This window comes from Microcoleus sp. Pol7_B2 (assembly GCF_036701035.1).
Classification (GTDB): Bacteria; Cyanobacteriota; Cyanobacteriia; order Cyanobacteriales; family Microcoleaceae; genus Microcoleus.
The window spans coordinates 29,867-46,824 of sequence record NZ_JAUBQB010000044.1 but is presented as its reverse complement, the minus strand read 5'-3'; the positions used below and the strand labels follow the sequence as shown (position 1 = coordinate 46,824).

17 protein-coding genes, 1 tRNA gene and 1 pseudogene are annotated in these 16,958 nt (G+C 47.9%); 6 read left to right on the top strand and 13 right to left on the bottom strand.

Translation table 11 applies throughout. The features are described 5' to 3' along the window. Positions 1 to 21: 21 nt before the first annotated feature. Together QUA57_RS17345 and QUA57_RS17340 are read right to left on the bottom strand one after the other, a co-directional pair. Complete coding sequence (locus tag QUA57_RS17345) at positions 22 to 270, bottom strand: hypothetical protein (protein ID WP_333251217.1); 249 nt, start codon at positions 268 to 270, stop codon at positions 22 to 24. Between the two features lie 630 nt (positions 271 to 900). Beyond that, positions 901 to 2,148, bottom strand: a complete 1,248-nt coding sequence (locus QUA57_RS17340) for a hypothetical protein (RefSeq protein ID WP_333062447.1) — start codon at positions 2,146 to 2,148, stop codon at positions 901 to 903. Positions 2,149 to 2,730: 582 nt separating this feature from the next. Here QUA57_RS17340 and QUA57_RS17335 point away from each other — a divergent pair. Both QUA57_RS17335 and QUA57_RS17330 read left to right on the top strand, forming a co-directional pair. Further along, entirely contained in the window at positions 2,731 to 3,639 is a 909-nt protein-coding gene (locus QUA57_RS17335; RefSeq protein ID WP_333062449.1) for a tetratricopeptide repeat protein, read from the top strand. Between the two features lie 257 nt (positions 3,640 to 3,896). Continuing rightward, positions 3,897 to 4,073: pseudogene (locus QUA57_RS17330) on the top strand (Uma2 family endonuclease); the annotation flags it as partial. A gap of 164 nt (positions 4,074 to 4,237) precedes the next feature. On the opposite strand, the gene QUA57_RS17325 reads toward QUA57_RS17330, so the two are convergent. Beyond that, positions 4,238 to 5,965, bottom strand: coding sequence for a succinate dehydrogenase/fumarate reductase flavoprotein subunit (locus QUA57_RS17325; RefSeq protein WP_333062451.1), 1,728 nt, complete (start codon positions 5,963 to 5,965; stop codon positions 4,238 to 4,240). Positions 5,966 to 6,094: 129 nt separating this feature from the next. Beyond that, positions 6,095 to 6,409: a hypothetical protein gene (locus tag QUA57_RS17320; RefSeq protein WP_190741078.1), complete on the bottom strand. Its 315-nt coding sequence runs from the start codon at positions 6,407 to 6,409 to the stop codon at positions 6,095 to 6,097. Positions 6,410 to 6,826: 417 nt separating this feature from the next. On the opposite strand from QUA57_RS17320, the gene QUA57_RS17315 reads away from it, so the two are divergent. Next, a complete protein-coding gene (locus QUA57_RS17315; protein WP_333062453.1) occupies positions 6,827 to 7,552 on the top strand; it encodes a lysophospholipid acyltransferase family protein in 726 nt (241 codons plus the stop codon). 92 nt (positions 7,553 to 7,644) lie between these two features. Then, entirely contained in the window at positions 7,645 to 8,466 is an 822-nt protein-coding gene (locus tag QUA57_RS17310; RefSeq protein WP_333062456.1) for an alpha/beta fold hydrolase, read from the top strand. Positions 8,467 to 8,625: 159 nt separating this feature from the next. Here QUA57_RS17310 and QUA57_RS17305 read toward each other — a convergent pair whose 3' ends face one another. The 8 genes from QUA57_RS17305 to nadA form a co-directional block, all read right to left on the bottom strand. Continuing rightward, positions 8,626 to 9,342, bottom strand: a complete 717-nt coding sequence (locus tag QUA57_RS17305) for a DUF2996 domain-containing protein (protein ID WP_333062457.1) — start codon at positions 9,340 to 9,342, stop codon at positions 8,626 to 8,628. 187 nt (positions 9,343 to 9,529) lie between these two features. After that, on the bottom strand, positions 9,530 to 10,417 hold the full coding sequence (locus QUA57_RS17300) for a hypothetical protein (RefSeq protein ID WP_333062459.1): 888 nt from the start codon (positions 10,415 to 10,417) through the stop codon (positions 9,530 to 9,532). A 138-nt stretch (positions 10,418 to 10,555) separates the two neighbouring features. Continuing rightward, positions 10,556 to 11,110 (bottom strand): hypothetical protein, encoded by a 555-nt coding sequence (locus QUA57_RS17295; RefSeq protein WP_333062460.1) that lies wholly within the window; start codon positions 11,108 to 11,110, stop codon positions 10,556 to 10,558. A 336-nt stretch (positions 11,111 to 11,446) separates the two neighbouring features. Further along, positions 11,447 to 11,563: a photosystem I reaction center subunit VIII gene (locus QUA57_RS17290; protein WP_293127047.1), complete on the bottom strand. Its 117-nt coding sequence runs from the start codon at positions 11,561 to 11,563 to the stop codon at positions 11,447 to 11,449. 57 nt (positions 11,564 to 11,620) lie between these two features. Beyond that, complete coding sequence (locus QUA57_RS17285) at positions 11,621 to 12,130, bottom strand: photosystem I reaction center protein subunit XI (RefSeq protein ID WP_333062462.1); 510 nt, start codon at positions 12,128 to 12,130, stop codon at positions 11,621 to 11,623. A gap of 113 nt (positions 12,131 to 12,243) precedes the next feature. After that, complete coding sequence (locus QUA57_RS17280) at positions 12,244 to 12,960, bottom strand: TIGR04283 family arsenosugar biosynthesis glycosyltransferase (protein ID WP_333062463.1); 717 nt, start codon at positions 12,958 to 12,960, stop codon at positions 12,244 to 12,246. Between the two features lie 412 nt (positions 12,961 to 13,372). Then, positions 13,373 to 13,990, bottom strand: a complete 618-nt coding sequence (locus tag QUA57_RS17275) for a TIGR04282 family arsenosugar biosynthesis glycosyltransferase (RefSeq protein WP_333062465.1) — start codon at positions 13,988 to 13,990, stop codon at positions 13,373 to 13,375. Positions 13,991 to 14,159: 169 nt separating this feature from the next. Beyond that, positions 14,160 to 15,128 carry a quinolinate synthase NadA gene (nadA, locus tag QUA57_RS17270; protein WP_333062467.1) on the bottom strand — a complete coding sequence of 323 codons (969 nt, stop codon included), beginning with the start codon at positions 15,126 to 15,128 and terminating at the stop codon, positions 14,160 to 14,162. Between the two features lie 211 nt (positions 15,129 to 15,339). Between nadA and QUA57_RS17265 the strand changes: the two genes are divergently transcribed. Together QUA57_RS17265 and QUA57_RS17260 are read left to right on the top strand one after the other, a co-directional pair. Continuing rightward, positions 15,340 to 16,257: a TIGR04168 family protein gene (locus QUA57_RS17265; protein ID WP_333062468.1), complete on the top strand. Its 918-nt coding sequence runs from the start codon at positions 15,340 to 15,342 to the stop codon at positions 16,255 to 16,257. A gap of 34 nt (positions 16,258 to 16,291) precedes the next feature. Continuing rightward, positions 16,292 to 16,376, top strand: a tRNA-Ser gene (locus QUA57_RS17260). Between the two features lie 88 nt (positions 16,377 to 16,464). Here the strand turns inward: QUA57_RS17260 and QUA57_RS17255 are convergent. Continuing rightward, entirely contained in the window at positions 16,465 to 16,905 is a 441-nt protein-coding gene (locus QUA57_RS17255) for a translation initiation factor (protein WP_333062469.1), read from the bottom strand. Positions 16,906 to 16,958 lie beyond the last annotated feature (53 nt).

Sequence of the window (16,958 nt, the reverse complement as noted above, 5' to 3'; positions counted from 1 at the left end):
CGAGTGTGATCGTCCTTTTCACTATTTTTGATGCCGAGTCCACCACCACACGATCGCTTGACGGGGCGAGAATGCCTCTTCAGGGCAGGGTTGTTTCATTCTCTTGTAGGGGCTGCCCCCCGTGGCTGCCCCTATGTCTAAAGCGCCTGTGAAGTCGTCTGTGGGGAGGTAGACATTCTTGGCACTACAAGAGTCAAAATCCCGATTTTCCTGAGAATGAAACAGCCCTGCCCCAGAAGGGAGTCGCTGTAATGGATAGAGGATTTTCAAGCTCTGAACGAGTTAAAGCATTACTTAAAAAATAAAATTTATATTGTATGTTGAAAATTAAAAATAATTCTAGTCTCAATATCAAGGAAAATGGAACTTATGAAGTTTGGAAAGGTGAACGAGCAGTCCAAGTAAGATTGGTGACTTTTTCATATTTATAGATCGGGACATAATTTAGATTTGTGACCAATTTACCTGAATCAGGAAACCTGGGATATAGTAAGGAAGAAATCCGATAATTTCATCAAAGACGATGGCAAATTGAGTTGCTATGAATATTTCTGAAAAAGCACTTAAACTTTTCTCGTTTAATCACGAATCATACCAAGGGGATTCGGATACCAATCTATCCTTCTTTGATTGATTACTTGCTTTTTCAAATAGTGCAGGTTCCATCTGTAATCGGTGATAAGCTGCTAGATTAATTACGCTATTTATAGGTATTTATGTGTAAAAAAATAGCTATATTCACTGGTTAAAAAACTCATTTTTAATGGCTCCAATCAGCGGTTTACAATATTAGTTTATCTATTTTTATGCTCCGATCAAGGGGTCGTCAACACTTATGGTAAAAATGCAAGATTAAAAGTTTTTTAACCTTTAATCTTGCATTTTTACTTTCACTATTTTTTATTGCTCGATCGGCTTAGGCTTCTTAACCGGCTTAGGAAGAGGTTCTTTCGGGACAGGCGGTGGTGCTGCTGCTGCGGATTTGATGGTAGGACGCCCTACAGGAGCACCGTCACCGCTGGGCCTAGGAGTAAACGAACGCTTCCCTCCTCCTTTGAAGCCACCGGGAGGCTTGCTGCCAGGGGGAAATTTCCGCTTTTTAATCGGCAGGGCACCAATATTATTAGCCTGCTCAATCATCAGACTGTCACCTTTCAATTTGACGTGGAAATCCCAAAAAAACCCGATCGCCTTTGTTGCTAAATCTCCCTTGAGTTTGAGTTTGAAAAACTTCATCTTGTCGTCATTCTTGCGGGGAGCTTGCTTGATTTTGACGATGACATACTTTTCTTCGTCTTGGGATTGATAAATCACCTCACCTCTAATCGAAAAATAGCCATCTTCAACATCAGGTTCCGAGGGAGGCAAAGATGCGGTCGATGCTTCGCCGCTAGCCTCAATCTCCGCTGCTTCCTGATTTTCCTCATCAGAGGACGGTTCGGGAGGTTTCTTGAGCGTTTCCGGCTCCCAAACCCCCATAATCTGGGCGTGCAAGTTGCCGTCTTCTTGTCTGGTACGCGGATAAACCACCCACAGGTGTTCTTGTTCCAGCTCCAGGTGATTTTTGACTAAACTCATGACTCTACCCAGTAAAACTGCATCGATGGCAGTTCCGTCAGCAGCTATCAACATACCCCGGGTGAATTGCTCTTCTGATGGCGTGTAGCGGCCCCGCACCAAACCAACAGCTCGGTACTGTCTGGGTTCGCTGGGGGGGGGAATGGGATGTTGGCGCATGACGGAGGGTATGTCCTCATGGGACTGACTTTCGTTAGCGGCAGGATCGGCGTTTGCGGGCGGTGCGACTGCTAGCGCTGGAGTATCGCTGACAGGTGTCGAAGACGCTGCAGGCGCCGGGGGTGCAGGAGCATTGCTGGGCTGGTCTTGTGGCTTTGTTTTGTCCTTGTCGGGGGCAGAACTGTAGCGTGGTCGTTGCAGCCTATCCTTGGACGCTGGGGCGTCTGTTGGCGTTGCCGATTGATTTTGGTCAACAGGTGCAGCCGACGCAGAAGGCACCGAACTTTCGTCTGGTGTCTCAGGAATGGAATCTGTATCTTTAGGCGGATTGACGGCCTGTTCGCTGGGCTGAGCCTTGCGAGTTGAAGTAGATTTGGACGATTTGGAAGACCGGTTGGGAGAGGGGTTCATAAAAACTCCTTGCAGCGGAGACACATCCCTTAAGGGAAATTAGGAATAAACTGAAGAAACTGCTTTAAAAACTACTAGCACCTGACTTGGGGCTTGCGCCCGGAGGTCTGGTTGTGACCCGTCAACCCCAACTTTCAACGCTACGAGTGCCGATCGGTTCGCTGGCTGCTAAAATCCTTGCGAGCAAGGACTTTGGGAGTTGCTGACCGATCGCTCCTGCGATCGCGCCGAGTTGGAGTTGCTGGCTAATAGCATTTAGGATATTCAGCTTGCCTATTTTACTTAATCCAATTACCTAACGGCCTGATCCGCCATATTTTCGGTAATTTTTAGCTTGACCAGACTAAATTGGACAGACACCGCAGTCCTTGGGGCTGGGGGTCTGAGTGTCCAAAATTGTTTAGCTAGCATGGAGTTGTGGGTCTGTTACCATATTAGCTGCAAGTAAAAGGCTGCTTTGTCCGTTCGGACTTTGAAGTTAAGAACTTTTATGGTTGCATGGATCTAGTTAAATGGCAGACGCCCCCGGGCAATGCGTTAATTCTTAGAAAATAGTAGATTTTAAGCTGGGATAGTTGAATTATGGAAAAAGCAAATAAGCGTCGTGGGTTGATTACTGTGGTGGTGGTGCTGTCGCTCATCGCTTTTTTGGGATTTTCTCTGGTTCCCATTTTGGACAGTATTCTCAAGGCCAGCCAAGCCCAAAGTACGTCAACTCCAACACCTACTCAGACGGCGCAGTCAGGGGAGAAGCAATCAGAGTTGCTGCAAGCTCAGGCTAGGGGATACGAATTGGTTTTGCAGCGGGAACCTGACAACGTAACGGCTTTGCGGGGATTGTTGCAGGTGCGGCTGGAGTTGATCGGGCAAGGAGTGGGGGACATTAAGGATGCGATCGCTCCTTTGGAAAAGTTGGCTTCGCTGAATCCTGAGACTACTGAATACGGGATTTTGCTGGCTCAGGCTAAGGAACGCACGGGCGATCGCGAAGGGGCTGCTCAAGCTTACAGGTCAATTTTAGCGTCTAAGCCTGGGGAAATTAAGGCTTTGCAGGGGTTGGTGAATTTGCTGCTGGTGCAGCAGCGGCCGGAAGCTGCGATCGGATTGCTGCAAGATACGCTGAAGGCTGCTCCGGCTGCGAACCTGGCGAAACCGGAAAGTGTTGATGTAACTTCAGTGCAGTTGATTTTGGGACAGGTTTATGCTGTGCAGAAGCGCTACGAGGAGGCGATCGCCATTTATGACGAATCTGCCAAAGCTAATCCGAAAGATTTTCGCCCGACTTTAGGAAAGGCGATCGTGCTGAAGGAACAGGGCAAAACAGATGAGTCAAAAACGCTGTTCGATCGAGCTACTGAGTTAGCTCCTCCTAACTATAAAGACCAAATTAATCAGTTAGCTAGTGGCACTCCTTCGCCTTCTCCTGCGGCGGCAGCTACTCCCGAACCGGCTGCTTCTCCTAGTCCAGAAGGCGCGCTACCGAAACCTTAAGGAAAGTTTTAAGTGAAAGAGTGTTGAGTTGTCAGTGAAAAATTATTAAGTTAAAAACTTAATAATTTAAACTCAAAATTACTCGCTTTCTTCTTAATTACGCAGGACTTAGGAAAAGAAATCCGGTTTCTACGATAAATCTTGGTTGAAAGACGACAGATACATGAATAAACCGGGTTTCTAAGTCCTCGCGCCCAGCGTCCTGTTACCGATTACCAATTACTAATTACCAATTATGTAAGACCTCGGAGGGAATTATGGCTACTAGCGCTAACCGCCTTGTTCTCCCTCCTGCTTTTCCAGACCACACTCAATTACCAGACTCCGACGGTACTTGTGTAAAAAATTTTCAGGAGTACCCGCAAAGTTTAATTTTACCTGATTCGCTCGGGCAAATTTTGCAGCAGCGGCATCGAGACGGACAATATGCGATCGACTGATTTCCGTCATTCTAGGCTGTGGCGATCGGCAATAAACTAGGTTTATTGCCGATCGCCTGTTAACAGAAGAAGATTTAACGATCGCCCGCTACGCAATTTCAAAGGTTTGAGGGATTTCTACACAACCTAAACAGGGCTGGCATCGCCCAACCTACAAATCAATACTTCCTTTCCTGCGGCTCAAACATCGTAATCGCCACCGGCATATAAGCCAAATCAATTCCTGCAGGCGAATAATACGCCATTGTATGCTTCAAGAAATTGATGTCATCCCGCTGAGTAAAATCTTCCCGCGAATGAGCTCCCCGACTTTCCTGCCGGTTTAAAGCAGAAGTTAAAATCATTTTTCCGACAATTATCAAACTCCGCAACTCCAAAGCTTCCACAATTTCCGTATTCCACAATTTGCCTTTATCGTCTAAGTAAACATCCTCATATTGTCGCTCTAAATCCTCCAATTTTTTTAAACCTTCCTGCATCAATTCGGCGCTACGAAATACGCCACAATAGTCAGTCATAGTATCTTGATACTGCTGCCGCACTTGATTGATGCGGTATTTTCCGGGACGTTCTAAAAGTGCCTGAATTTGCTCTTTTGCTTCCGTAATATAACGCTGTTCGTCTACTGTCGGTAACTTGCGATTTTGTACGAATTGTGCTATAGTTGCGCCAGTAACTTTGCCGTAAACGACGCATTCCAACAGCGAATTGCTTCCTAAACGGTTGGCGCCATGAACAGACACGCAAGCTGCTTCCCCCGCTGCAAAGAAACCGTCTACCAAACCCTCAGGACTGCTGCGAACTTGCCCGCTAACATTAGTAGGAATTCCCCCCATTGAATAGTGAACGGTAGGGCGCACGGGCATCGGCTGATTTACGGCATCAATTCCTAACAAACGGTGGGCTTCTTCCCAAGCAAAAGGAATTTTGCTCATGATTTTTTCGCGTCCCATGTGCCGCAAATCGAGGTAGATAAAGGGGCCGCCGGCACTACCATCAACATTAATTCCTCGGCCGGCGCGAATTTCTATGGAAATTGACCGCGAAGTGATATCTCTGGGCGCTAATTCCATCCGCGACGGGGCATAATTCGCCATAAATCGATCGCCCTCGGAATTAATCAAATAAGCGCCTTCGCCCCGCACAGCCTCGGAAATCAACACTCCCACGGGATACAAACCAGTCGGGTGAAACTGCACGAATTCCATATCTTCCAGCGGCAATCCAGCTAAAGCCGTCATCGCCAAACCGTCTCCCGTCGAGGCGTAATCGTTCGACGTGGTATTGTAAACTCGGCCGTAACCCCCCGTAGCAAACATCACCGCCTTAGCACGGACAACCTCTATTTGACCGTCCAGAAGGTGGTACATAACTACCCCCTTGGCTTGGCCTTCTTCCAAAATCAGGCGCGTGACATACCACTCCTGATAGATGTGAACCCCGTAACGGCGCAGGTTGTTGACTAATTCGTGGAGGATGGCGTGACCGGTTTTGTCGGCGGCGTAGCAGGTGCGGCGGTGGGAATGTCCGCCGAAAGCGCGCTGGGCAATTCTGCCGTCTGGGAGGCGCGAGAAGAGGACTCCCATGTGTTCTAAATCTATGATTACACCGGGTGCTTCCCGGGTGAGGATTTCTACCGCGTCTTGGTCGGCTAAATAGTCTGAACCTTTTACTGTGTCGAAGGCGTGGGCTTTCCAACTGTCTTCGGGATCGACATTTTGCAGGCTGGAGGCCATGCCGCCTTGGGCTGCGACGGAGTGCGATCGAATCGGGTGAGTTTTAGCGACGACAGCTACCTTTAAACTGGGGTCAGTCCGCGCAATTTCTACTGCGGCGCGGCAACCTGCTAAACCGCCGCCTACAATGATTACGTCGTGTTCTAGCATTTTTTTTAATTATTTTGAGTGTTCTGCTCAACTTATCGTGACGCAAAAAAAAACTTCCTACCAAAAGAGCAGGAAGTTTTTTAACTTTTGATTTGAATGGAAAATCAAAAGTTAAAATTTCAAATTGGACTAGCCGGCGCTTTCGGCAGGATTCTGAAGCGACTGATTTCCCGTTGCAGAAGGTTGAGGTTCCGTACCGGGTTCTACAGCAAGCACTTCAATGTTATTTAACAGAGTTGTAACGAAAGCAAACAGCAAGAAGGGCAGAGACAGCACTAAAATCAAGCCGACGGTAGCCAAGGCGAAGATTTGGCGGGCGCTACTCCACAAGGCCAGTGCCGACGCTAGACTTAGGAAGATGACTATCAGCCAAACAATGATTTGACCGTAAATGTCGCCAAAGGTGAGCGTACATCTAAGGCGATAGTTTTGGATGTTATTCATTTGATGCCTCGCGAGATTGCTATTACCACTTGTCCAAAAATACTTTGACAGTGCGTTAATGCCCACTGTAAATTTCTAAGTTTAGCTGCGGCAACTTGGTTTTGGGGTTGTTGTAAACATTCTTTAATAAGTTGCCACAACACTTGATAAATTTTTGCTTCTGAGGGGGGATTTCTGCCGAAACACTTGGCGATCGCACTCAGAAGCCTAGAAACCGGGTTTTTTAGGGTTTGGGCCGACTGACTAGAAATAAACGCGCGAAAAAACCAACGTGATTACCAGCGGTGCGTCCTGGATTACCAAACCAACGCATCAGGGGAAAGTCTACTTTTTGAGGGAGCCCTGCCTTGGTAAAGTAATGTTAAGCTGCGTGGGAATGGAATCAACCTTTATAGCGTCGCACCTGTCTTTTCGCCCATGTCTTCAGAGAGCAAATTGCTGATTTCGCGCTGTTTCCTGGCTGGTTTGGGAACGCAGACGTTTGTGTTCCGCGAAGACCGGATTCCCCAAGAGAGTCCGGTGCTGGTGGTGAGCAATCACCGCAGTTTCTTAGATCCTGTGCTGCTGACAGCGGCTTTGGGTCGATCTATCCGCTTTGCTTGTCATCATTACATGGGTCAAGTTCCGCTGATGAGGGAAGTTGTCACGACTTTCGGCGCTTTCCCCTTGGAAGCACCCGAGCACCGACAGCAGCATTTTTTCTCTCAAGCCACAGCGCTGCTACAAGGCGGGGAGATGGTGGGGGTGTTTCCAGAGGGTGCAGAACCGATGGTGAAGCTGACTGGGCCGAATACTGTGGGGAAGTTTCAGCGGGGATTTGCTCATTTGGCTTTGCGGGCTCCGGTGCGGGATTTGGCGGTTTTGCCGGTGGCCATTAGTTCTTTTGAGGAACACTCGGTAAGATCGGGTGTACCGCTCAAGTTGTTGAGTTTTTTTGATCCTTCGGAACCACTGTTCGATCGCTCTGGGTGGCATCCTGTGATAATTTATCAGCGAGTTAATGTTTTAATCGGCCAGCCTTACTGGATTACTGCCGAGAGACAGCAGCAATATCAAGGCAAAAAAGCCAAAGCAGTTGTGGCTGAACTCACAGACCACTGTCAGGGAGAAATTGCAGAATTACTCCAACGACGTTGTTTGTAAGTTTGTTGACTGTTGACTGTTGGCTGTTGACTGTGGACTGGTGTCAGATTTCCAATCTAAAATCTAAAATCTAAAATCGATTGACTTGAATCATGGCAAATGCTAACAATAAGGTTCGTTTCCTAACCCCCAAACCCCCGAAACTCGATCGCCCTTTATTTGTATTTTTGCCCGGTATGGACGGGGGCGGTTTGCTGCTGCGCTCCCAAATTCCTAAATTAGCCAATCATTTCGACATTCGTTGCTTAACTTTACCTGCGGACGATACGCCTAGTTGGGATGTACTGGTTGGGGAAACAATTGCCTTAATTGAAGCCGAAAAGCAAGCCGGAAAGCCGAAGCGGCCGGTTTATCTGTGCGGCGAGTCATTTGGGGGGTGTTTAGCGATGAAAGTGATGTTAGAAGCTCCCCAATTGTGCGATCGATTAATCTTAGTCAATCCAGCTTCTTCGTTTCGACAGCAGCCTTGGGTGCAGTGGGGCTCGTACCTGACTCAGTGGCTGCCCGCCAACCTTTATCCGCTCTCGGTAATCGGTTTATTGCCGATATTAGCATCATTAGGAAAGATTGGGCGCGACGATCGCCGCGCTTTGCTAGAAGCGATGCAAGCGGTACCGCAAAACACGTCTGTGTGGAGATTGGCGTTAGTGCGATCGTTTAATGTTGACGAAAACCAGTTGCGTGGCATCAAACAGCCGACGCTAGTAATTGCTAGCGGTGCCGATCGGCTGCTGCCTTCCTTAGTAGAAGCGAAGCTTTTAGTCAAGGTAATTCCCAATGCTGAAATGGTGCTGCTGGCTAACAGCGGTCATGCTTGTTTGTTAGAAACAGATGTTAATCTTTACGGGATAATGCAAGCTCGCAATTTTTTGACAAAATCCGAAGAAAATCTGTCCTTAGTCAATAGTCATTAGTCATTAGTCATTAGCTATGACTTTTGACTTCTGAGTCAGTCAGGGCAAAATTAGAAATTGGGCGAGGGGTAAAGTTTATATTACAATTAACCCGCCCTGACACTCATTAGTAAGTGTCCGAAGACCCGCCACTAAGGACTAATAACTAATGACTACTGACTAATTAAGATTTAGCCATTTTTGAGCGTTAAGCCGCTGGACGACGCCAAACACCATGAGGTCTAGTGTTACCTTGCGCTCATCTATCAAAAAAGGCTCTAAAGTGCTAGTTTTGGTATTATTTTCAGCGCAGGAAAACGCCCTTTGACTTTGAATATTTTCTTGAGGAAAATATATGTTAAATTGGCGCTGACCTTCTTGGAATTTCCCAATTACCTGCCAGCAATCCCCGGCGGAACTCATACCCGCAACTGGGAGTTTTTGCTTTGCCAAACTCACCTCTAAATCCTTAACGCCCTGCTTAGTCAAAGCAGTTTGCAAAGCGGGCAAATAATCTTGTTGAATAAATTCCGCAAAGGGCTTGTCTTCAACAGCAGGTGCTTTTTCCTTTTTAGCTTTAGCTGGGGGCTTGTCGCCTTCGGCCTTGGCTGCGGACTTTTTAGCAGCCGCTGGAGGCTTGTCAGTGCTGGGTAAGTCGGTTGTCTCGGCTTCGTCGGAACTCGGGGCGTTCTCGATCGCAGCACTGGGAGTTTCCGATTCGCCAGCGGTAGGATTTTTCGGTTCTTTCTTGGCTGCGGGCTTTTTAGCAGTCGGCTGAGGCTTGTCAGTGCTGGGAAAGTCGCTTGTCTCGGGTTCGTCGGAACTCGGGGCGTTCTCGATCGAAGCACTGGGAGTTTCCGATTCTCCAGCGGTAGGGTTTTGCGGTTCTTCTGGCATTAACGCTTCCTTTTAAAAGTGATCGGTAAAAGGAGTTGTGAGTGCAGGTGGGGGCGATCGACTTTTGCGATCGCGCACACTTTTTATCGAAAACCAACCGAGAGAGAATTCCTCGTTCCAAAAAATTTGAACTCAAAACACTCTCAGAGGGCGATCGCCTGCCAATATCACAACTCCTTTGGTTATTCTAAATCTCAGCGACAGCTCGTTCAATCAAACGGCGGGCAAGAGTTTGAATACCGGTGTGTTCGTAGTAGTTGGTAGTCATGTCGAGGAATGCGCCCACGTAGTCTACCTTGTCTGCAGAAATGTCTACAAAATTCTGCAAGTTGCCGAGTACGTTTTGGGGAGTCAAACCCCGATCGCTCACAAAAGAGCTCATCCAGCCAGAAACCGAGTTAAAGCTTTCGCCGATAAAGCCGAGTTGGCCTGCAGGAGAGCCCCCAGGAATCATGCCGCCGATCGCATTAAATGACGGATTGGATTGCAAATCGCTAGGAGAGAGCTTTTGAATCCAAGACTGAGTTGCCATGATAAAGTCTGGCCCCAAAGGAATCAAACCGTCAAAACAAACCAAAGCAGCCATCCGCATCAGGGATTCGCCACCGTAGTCGCCCAAGGAAGCGGCAAAATCGCCGATGCTGTCGCCGGGAATACCGTTGATTTGGCAAAAAGCCAGCAACTCAGTGACTAATTTCAAAGAAAGGTCGATCGTTTGAGCTTTTTCTGCCTTGGGAGTGATATTGCCGAGGAACGATAAAAACGAGACATTTTCCGCAACCTTATTAGCGAGGGCGGCACTGCCCAAAGCCTTGTCGGCGTTGTCAATAGTTTGGTAGAGCCACAGAGCGCGCTGGTAGCCCTCAGATTTATCGTTGTAGAGGTAGATGGCGCGCTCGCCAATTTGCTGGATCAGTTCTTCGTCAGTTTCGCCAGTAACGGTGCGAATGGTATTTTCAAAGCCAACTAAATTGTTCCACTCACCGGGAACCACAAAGTCAAGCGCTCGCAGGGCTTTGACAGTCATGTTGTCTTGAGGCAGTTGATCGACTAATTCAAAGACTGTTTTGCTCACAAAAAACTCCTTTTGCTGGAACGAAAATCAAAGATATTACTTTTGGCAGATGGCAAAAACTTCACACTATTTTTGTGGTCAACTTAGTTTTGATAGCGCCAGACTGGAGTCGGGCGCGGAGTGTGACAAAAGAGATTGCTACTTGAGGCGGGCGAGACCGCCGAGGTTAAATTTTGACAGCCAAGCTTCGCGCTCGCTCGCGGTAAAAGAGGGACTGCGTGATTGAACTTTCACCTGATAGCGATTTGCCACTAAAACAGCGGTACCATTAGCACCCTGATTAACGGCGGGATAGCCACTGATTTGCTTGGTACTTTGCTTAAATTTTGCACCTGCGCTGGGGTTGCCGGCGATGTCGTTAATCGAGAGCACCGCGACATTTTTACCGTCTTTGTTCAACTTAGCTTCAGCAAAACCAGATTTTTCTTGAGCAAAAACGCGATCGAATCCACCGCCAGAAGCCGGAAAGTATTTATTTAACTTACCGCCTGCAACTGCCTTCTTGGGCAGGTTTTGATTACTAGCACTTGATTTATCAGCAGTTGTCTGCTTGGCTTTACCAGGTTTTTGGGTGCTTTCCTGCTGAGCTTTGTCCCAGCGTGATGGGGCTTGGGTTTGACCGCAGGCGGTCACTAACAGCAGTACCGAGATCAGGAATGGAGCTAAGATGCGGCGTGCGGGGAAAAATTGCATCGCTGTCTCCTCATTAGTAGGTTTCCATAACAATTGTGGCTTAGAATTTGGCAATTTGTGTGTTCTGAGCCGATAATTTGTCTTCTTTGCAAAAAAATCCTCTGCCTGCCGACAGAGGATTTTTTTGCAATTACGAGTTCTGAAGGAAGAAAACTGAAAGATTGCTCCACAGATAAATTCTGGGGATGGGGTAAAGAAACTAAGTTTTCGGATAGCCAGCAATCTCAAAACAATATTTTGCTGATTTTCCCTAGATTTATCTAGAAATGTCAGAGCAATTGTTCGTCAATCATCTTATTTCGGCTTTCCAACTTAGGCCTACTTTAGGGGTAAGGATCAGGCGTCGCTTTCAATGTAGATAAACAACAAACCCATTACCACAACCGGCATCAGCCAGGTAATTAGCGGAATCAAAATCCAAGGCAAGAAAGAAGCAGCGTAGGAACCTGTCATATCAAATTCTCCAAACTAAAGTTAGTGTGTTCCAACAGGGATATTTGGGAGTGAAGCCTAATTGTTGACTAAACCCCGGAAAATGGCATCGATGCCGTTAAAGTTTTCGAGTAAGAAGTAGGCAACAAAGACGCCGCCCATCCCGCCAATGAAGAAACCACCGGTAAACTGGCTCCACCCCTCAGCATTTCTGAGGGCATCAGGGGTCATGGGATTAGCGCTAGGGTAGCTGGTGTTGTCTTGTTTGAAAGAGACTAAACCGTAAGCAGACATACCTAGTGTGCCAAGCAGAACTAAGACGAGGGCTGTATATAATCCTCCGAGATTAGCTGCTTCTGGATAATCCCGCAGGGGCCCGAAGACGATTTGGGGGCCGACGAGGAAATAACCGTGTGCCAAACCAACTTCCAGACCTCGAATTAGGGGCGAGAGTCCTTTGCGGTAGGCGGGCAAGTTCCCAATAAATGCTTTTGTGAAATCAGAAGCACTGATGGGGGTGGCTAGATGACCCGTGAAGGGGTCGCCGTTAAAGGGTTTAATAAGCTCTGCATCTCTGGGATCGGCCATATTCTGTTTGTCCTCGCAGTTTAAAAAGTTGAGGCGTTCAAGTCATATTTTACGCAGGGACGTGTTTCCTATTTACATAATTAACGGCGAGCTTTAGAAAAGTTCACTATTCTTTAGTTTTTGGAAGAATTTTTCTTTTGCCTCTTATACCAGAAAGCGAGTCGATCGGGCGACACTCCCAGGAAATAAGCGATGATTACTATTTGATTAATGGCAGTGGTTTTGATCACCCCAAGCTGCTGCCAGCGACGGGCGGATGTCAGCACTGCCTGGGGTACTATTTCGATGTGGCCTTGTTTTTTCAACCGACGCACGAATTCAAAGTCTTCCATGAGGGGCAAGTCGGGAAAACCCCCGATTTTGTCAAAGGTAACTGCGTGAAGGAAAATAGCTTGGTCGCCGTAGGGCATTTGCAAAAAGTTCGATCGCCAGTTTACCCCTGTTTCTACCAACCGGAGGCTGAGACTGCGGGCGTCAATCTTGAGTTCAAACGCCCCCGCTACTGCAGACGGGTTAGCTAGTAGCCGACGCGCGCTTGAGTCGTACCTGGGAGGCAAAAGAGTGTCTGCGTGGAGAAACAGCAGGATCTCTCCAGTAGCAGCAGCAGCACCTGCATTCATTTGGGTGGCCCGGCCTGGGGCGGTGGAGATAACTCGGACGCCCAAAGATTTTGCTATATCTGTAGTACAGTCGGTGCTGCCACCGTCGGCGACAATTATTTCGGCATTTTGGGCCTCAAGGGCGGTGGAGATGACTGAGGCAATTGTAGGTGCTTCGTTTAAGACTGGAATGATAATGGAAATTTTGATATTGGGATTTTCTGGCGACATACAGAATTAAGCAGCCCGTGAGAAAGAGCGGGTTTTGTACAAAGCTGATTTTGCCCCTTTTTGACCCCGGGCTCGCCCCTACATTTGGTCTTAAGGTGGGAGAGTTTGGTAAAAAACCCAGCTATTAGTTGCTCATTTTTTACACCGGGCCCGCGCCTACATTGGGCTTTCCTGTGGCAGGGCGGCTTTTGTACAAATCTGATCTGTTAGTTGCTAATTGTGTTGGTAATTTTTGGCTGCTTCTCGCGCCTGTGACTATTGTCCCAAGCGCTGTCTAACTGTTAATGAGATTCAGCATTAGGTTAGACAAATACAATTACTATATTATGACATTGTGGTTTCCTAATCAAGTAGTTTTATCTAATGAAAGATGACAATTTATAATGATAAAAATAAATTAAATACAGTTTAGTTATTTCAAAATATTAATATCTAAACCGAGGAGATCTTCTGGTCGATCGATATCTGCAAGAGTGGGAAGATAAGCAATATTGAGGTCTAGCTTTTGGGCTATCGCCCTCGTACAAGCAAATACTTGACTGGTGCCCCAGTGAATGCCACCGAATAATTCCGGTATCGATCGCCGCAACCCGATCAGATAATAACCTCCGTCTTTTGCGGGACCTAAAACTAAATCGTGCTGGCTCAGTTCCTCAAAAGCTTGAGCCATGATTTCTGCTTTCAAATCAGGACAATCTGTACCGATTATTGCAGTTTTTTCCACCCCTGAATTAAAAGATTTTTCAAACGCTGCTTTCATTCTTGCGCCCAAATCTCCGTCTATTTGATTTTGACAAATAATATCACTTCCCAACCAGTCTTGCATCAGTTGTTGGCTGCCGCCGGATCGGTGAATTTCTACCGATAACCCGCGGGATTTTTCAAGAGAGAGAGCGCAGGCGATCGTCCGTTGGGCCATCAAGCGGTGAAGGTTGGCAGCACCTGCTTTTCCCAGCACCGGAATTAGTCGAGTTTTGGTTGTTCCCGGTTCGGGATAGCGGGTGAAAACAATCAGTTTTTCGGACATCATTTATCGTGGTTCATGAGTTTTAAAGGTAGGCACCCCAGAGGAAGAGAAGAGAAAGAGTGGACAACTGATTGACAGAGTGCCACTCGATGTTGGTGGGTTAGGCGATGACTTAATTGAATAGCTGTGCCCAACCCAGCCTACAATAGATTTACTTAAAAATATCCACCGGTTAGCTCATTTCTAGCATTCGTTGGATGGGCTGCAAGGCTGCTAGTTGAATATCTAGGGGCATGGTAATTTCGGGGGTTTGATTTTTTAGGGAGAGATACAATTTTTCCAAGGTATTTAATCTCATGTGCGGGCATTCGTTGCAAGCACAGTTATTATTGGTTGAAGGAGCGGGAATAAAGCGTTTGTGCGGAGCTTGCTTTTGCATTTGGTGAATGATTCCCGGTTCAGTCGCAACAATAAAAGCTTGGCTAGAACTAGCTTGAGAATATTTGAGCAAAGCAGTGGTGGAACCTATGTAATTAGCGTGGCGCAGCACGGGAGGTTCGCATTCTGGGTGGGCAATTATTTCGGCTTCGGGATTTTCGATTTTGAGTTGAACTATCTTTTTTTCTGAGAAGTTTTCGTGGACGATGCAGGCTCCTTGCCAAATCTCCATCTTTCTACCAGTTTGTTCCATGACGTAGCGGCCGAGATTGCGATCTGGCCCAAAAATTATCGGCTGATTTTCCGGAATTTGGTTGACAATTTTAACCGCGTTAGAACTGGTGCAAATTATATCGCTCATTGCCTTAATTGCGGCGGTACAATTAATGTAGGAAATTACTAAATGTCCTGGTCGATCGGCTTTGAAAGCTGCAAAGGCTTCGGGAGGGCAACTGTCGGCGAGGGAACACCCAGCATTTAAGTCTGGCAACAATACTAATTTGTCGGGATTGAGAATTTTTGCGGTTTCTGCCATGAAATGAACTCCGGCAAAAACTATGACATCGGCGCTGGTGTTGGCGGCTTTGCGGGCAAGTTCTAGGGAGTCGCCAATGAAGTCTGCGATGTCTTGAATCTCGGAGTCTTGGTAATAGTGGGCGAGAATGACGGCATTTAACTCTTGTTTGAGGGCGTTAATGGCTGCAAACAAGTCGTGGGGCAGTCGGGTTTGAGTAAAGTTCGGAGCAGGTGCGGTGGTAAACACAGTTAGAATATTCCGGGGAAGGTGGCGAAGACAGCTAAAGTGTATTTTGAATTATAGTTGAATTCACCAAAAAGTGCTGGCTGTTGAGTGGAGCCAATCTAAAATCTCAAATCTCCAATCCAAAATATGCTGCGGGAGAGTGCAAAAATTGGTCGCTGTTTCCTATGCTGAGTAAGAACGGGCTAGGGATCGATCGCACATGACAAATCACATGAATAAAGCTAAATCTATCAAAATTGCGGTGGTGGGGGACGTTCACGATCACTGGGAACCTGAAGACGGCGAGGCCCTGAAGCATCTGGGCGTTGATTTGGTGCTGTTTGTGGGGGATTTTGGTAATGAGTCGGTGGAGGTGGTGAGGGCGATAGCCCAATTGGACATTCCGAAAGCAGCGGTGTTTGGGAACCACGACGCTTGGTACACGGCGACAGAGTGGGGCCGCAGTCAGTGCCCTTACGATCGCACTCAAGAAAATTGGGTAAAACAGCAGTTAGATTTAATGGGAGAAGCTCACGTCGGTTACGGGAAGCGTGATTTTCCAGAATTGGGCGTAACTGTCGTGGGAAGCCGCCCGTTTACTTGGGGAGGCTCGGAGTGGAAGTACGGGGATTTTTACTCGGAATGGTTTGGCGTAGAGAGTTTTGAAGAGTCAGCGCGACGCATTGCAGAAGCTGCGGCGGAGGCGCACTGCGAAAATGTGATTTTTTTGGGTCACACGGGCCCGACGGGGCTGGGAGAGGCTCCTGAAGACCCCTGCGGGCGAGATTGGAAGCCGCTGGGAGGGGATTGGGGCGACCCGGATTTTGCGGAGGCGATCGATCGAACTCGTACCACAGGAAAGCACATACCGCTGGTAACTTTTGGTCATATGCACCACAAACTGCGGCACACGAAGCAGGAGTTGCGGAAGTCGCTGGAGGTGAGTGCGGAGGGTACAGTTTATTTGAATGCGGCCTGCGTACCGCGAATTGTGGAGAGAGAGTGCTCGAAATTGCGGAATTTCTCGATTGTCCTCCTGGAAAATGGAGCAGTGTCGGAAGTGTCTCTGGTATGGGTAGGCGAAGATTGCGCGGTAGAAAGAGAACAAATTCTTTATCGGCGCACTGAATCTGCGGCTATTTGTAGTTAGAGACATTTGCTGGTATGATAAAATTTATGCGCCAGGAGAGGTGGCAGAGTGGTCGAATGCGCCTGACTTGAAATCAGGTGAACCGCAAGGTTCCGTGGGTTCAAATCCCACCCTCTCCGTTTTTGAGAACTAGCAAAAAGAACTGGCAAAAAAAACACCCCTACAGGGGTGCGGTTGCTTACCAGGTAATTTTTCTAGCTAACTTACTTAACTAAAGCCTTCTTCATCCGCCGGGTCGCCGTAGGGGTCTTCGCTCGCCGGGATCACATTGCCGAACATTCCAGCATCCGCTACGTAGTCTGCCGGGTCGCCGTAGGGGTCTTCGCTCGCTGGAGTCACGTTGCCGAACTGTGCGTAGTCGGTACCGGCGTCGTCTGCGGGGTCGCCGTAGGGGTCTTGGCTTGCCGGGGTCAGGTTGCCGTACTCTCCGTACTCAGCCGGGTCGCCGTAGGGGTCTTCGCTGGCTGGAGTCAGGTTGCCGTACTCTCCGTACTCAGCCGGGTCGCCGTAGGGGTCTTCGCTGGCTGGAGTCACGTTGCCGTACTGTCCGGGATTTGAGGCATCTTCGTAATAGCCGTCAGGATCGACTTGCTCGCCCTCTGGTCCGACGATCGCATCTTTTAACTTCCGCAAAAATCCGTCTACCATGATAAAGTTCCTCTTTTTTATGTTGTGAAAAACTGCTGTTTTAGATTGGGAAT